Annotated in this window: 4 protein-coding genes; 2 read left to right on the forward strand and 2 right to left on the reverse strand. The window is 62.4% G+C overall.

The window, feature by feature from the left end:
• Both ABJK70_RS23495 and ABJK70_RS23500 read left to right on the forward strand, forming a co-directional pair.
• A partial coding sequence (locus tag ABJK70_RS23495) for a hypothetical protein (protein WP_347259314.1) occupies window positions 1–294 on the forward strand: 294 nt, incomplete at its 5' end.
• Entirely contained in the window at window positions 206–1615 is a 1410-nt protein-coding gene (locus ABJK70_RS23500) for a sigma 54-interacting transcriptional regulator (RefSeq protein WP_347259315.1), read from the forward strand. The genes ABJK70_RS23495 and ABJK70_RS23500, both read left to right, overlap by 89 nt.
• A 128-nt stretch (window positions 1616–1743) precedes the next feature.
• Here the strand turns inward: ABJK70_RS23500 and ABJK70_RS23505 are convergent, their stop codons facing one another.
• Together ABJK70_RS23505 and ABJK70_RS23510 are read right to left on the reverse strand one after the other, a co-directional pair.
• Window positions 1744–2271 (reverse strand): transposase, encoded by a 528-nt coding sequence (locus tag ABJK70_RS23505; RefSeq protein WP_077728614.1) that lies wholly within the window; start codon window positions 2269–2271, stop codon window positions 1744–1746.
• 51 nt (window positions 2272–2322) lie between these two features.
• A partial coding sequence (locus ABJK70_RS23510; RefSeq protein WP_347259316.1) for a hypothetical protein occupies window positions 2323–2509 on the reverse strand: 187 nt, incomplete at its 5' end.

Below are 2509 nucleotides of genomic sequence, written 5' to 3' on the forward strand. Positions count from 1 at the left end.
AAGGCTGGCGTTCAGGATCTTTTTCCGTCTCACCGGGAGGAACTGGTGGCCATCGGCGCCGAGAGCTATCTCGCGATTCCGCTCGCGGACAGGGCGGGCGAGGTGATGGGCCATCTGGCCCTGATCGACGTCAAACCCATGAGCGGAGACCCGTCCGAGCTTTCCGTGTTCAGAATCTTCGCCGCACGGGGCGGAGCTGGAGCGTATGCGGGCGGAAGAACTGCTCAGGCGCAGCGAGGAGCGGCTGGGTTCCATCCTGGCCTCGGCCATGGACGCCATCGTCACCATCGATGAGAGCCGCTGCATCACTTTGTTCAACAACGCCGCCGAGCGGATTTTCGGATGCTCGAAGAGCTGGGCGCAGGGCCAGCCGTTCGACCGTTTCCTGTCCAAGGGTTTCCGGAACCTCCTGGAACGCCATCTTCGGGAGAGCACGGGAAAGAGCGCGAAGCCGCAACCGGTGTGGGCGCCGGAGGGATTGACCGCGTTGCGCGCCAATCGGGAGGAGTTTCCCATTGAGGCCACCCTGTCCCCCCTGGAACTGGGCGGCAAGCGGTACTACACCTTCATACTTCGGGACGTCGACGAGCGCCGGAAGATCGAAGCGGAACTCCATCGCCTGCAAACCGAAAACGTTTTTCTGCAAGAAGAAATCAGCGCGCCGTACCGCTTCGAGGAAATGATCGGCGGATCGCCGGCGATGCGCAGCCTGTTTTCCGATGTCGAACAGGTGGCCGGCACCGATTCCACGGTGCTCATCATAGGCGAAACCGGCACCGGCAAGGAGCGGATCGCCCATGCCATCCACAATCTCAGCCCGCGCAAGGACCGGCTTCTGGTCAAGCTCAATTGCGCCGCGTTGCCCGCCGAATTGATCGAAAGCGAGCTGTTCGGCCACGAGAAAGGCGCGTTCACCGGCGCGACCGCGCAGCGCAAGGGGCGGTTCGAAATGGCCGACCGGGGCACGCTGTTCCTGGACGAGGTTGGCGAGCTGAGTCTGCCGGCCCAGGCCAAATTGCTTCGGGTGCTTCAGGAACGGGAGTTCGAGCGGGTCGGCGGCGGACAGACGATCCGGGTCGACGTCCGGGTCATCGCCGCCACCAACCGCAATCTGGCGGACGCGGTCAAAGCCGGCGAATTCCGCGTCGACCTTTACTACCGGCTGGACGTGTTTCCCCTGCGGGTACCGCCGCTCCGGGAGCGGAGCGAGGACATTGCGGTCCTCGCCGATCATTTCCTCCGCCAATTCGCCCGCAAGCTCGGCAAGCCTCTTGCCGGCATCGCACCGGAATCGTTGCGGACGCTGGAACGCTATACCTGGCCCGGCAACGTCCGGGAACTGCAAAACATCATCGAGCGGGCTGCCGTGCTCGCGAAAACGCCGCTGGTCGACATCGACCTCAAGCTGGACGATTCCTCTCCAGACCCGCCGCAGACGGAAGCTTCGGAACTGCTGCTGGAGGCCGTCGAGCGCGGCCACCTGCTGAAGGTCCTGGAGGAGTCACGCTGGATCATCGAAGGCGGGACCGGCGCCGCCGCGAAATTGGGCCTTACGCCCAGCACGCTCCGTTATCGGATGCAAAAGCTGGGGATAAGGCGGCCGAAGCAGGTTTGAGCGGGGGGTACGGAAGGCGGGTTACGCTGCGCTAACCCGTCCTTGTGGCTTTCCTGAACATAAGTAAACATAAAGTTTTGTAGGGCGGGTTAGCGTACTCGCGTAACCCGCCTTCCGAGACTCGATCCTTATTCCAAATCCCAAGCCCGAATGTCGACCGGCGCCGCCCATTCCAAGGAATACTGCCCCAACCGAACGAATCGGTGAAAGCTCGAATGCGGCCAATCGGCGGCGCGCGGTACCCAGCCGTGCTTGACCGGGTTGTAATGGATGTAGTCGAGATGGGCGTCGAAATCGCTTTGATCCCGAATGGCATGTTCCCAAAACCGCCGCTGCCAGACGCCGCGTTCGCGTTTCATCTCCCTTCGGGTCGATAGCCGTTCCCCCGGCGCTATGGCGCGCGCGAAAGCCGATTTGATCAAGCGCCAGCGAGTCGAAAAATCCACATCGTCCGGCGGCAAGGTCCAAAGGCAATGTAAATGATCGGGGAGTATGACGATGGCCTCGATCCGGAACGGGCGTTGAGTTCGCACGGTGCGAAAGGCTTCGCGTAACGCGTCGATGTTGTCGGTCAGCAAGCGACGGCGACGTTCCAGCAACGCTACGGTAAAGAAGTATGAACCGCCGGGGACATGGGCGCGGATGTAGTTGGGCATAGGGAAAGCGTGGCCGATGTCTCGGTTTCGCGAAAGGCGGGTTACGCTGCGCTAACCCGCCCTACGAAACTGGCCGAAGGGTGCCGGGCAGGACAGGCCAAGCCAGCATTGAATCCAGAGCACACGGATGTGACAGGCTTCTGCCGTCCATGGCTTCTGGACCCCGGCATTCCAATCGCAAACGGTGTCTTCGGGAAGGGCGTGGCCGGCGCTCCCGGCCAGGCCGTTTGCGATTGGA

This window comes from Methylocaldum sp., assembly GCF_039794385.1.
Lineage (GTDB): Bacteria > Pseudomonadota > Gammaproteobacteria > Methylococcales > Methylococcaceae > Methylocaldum.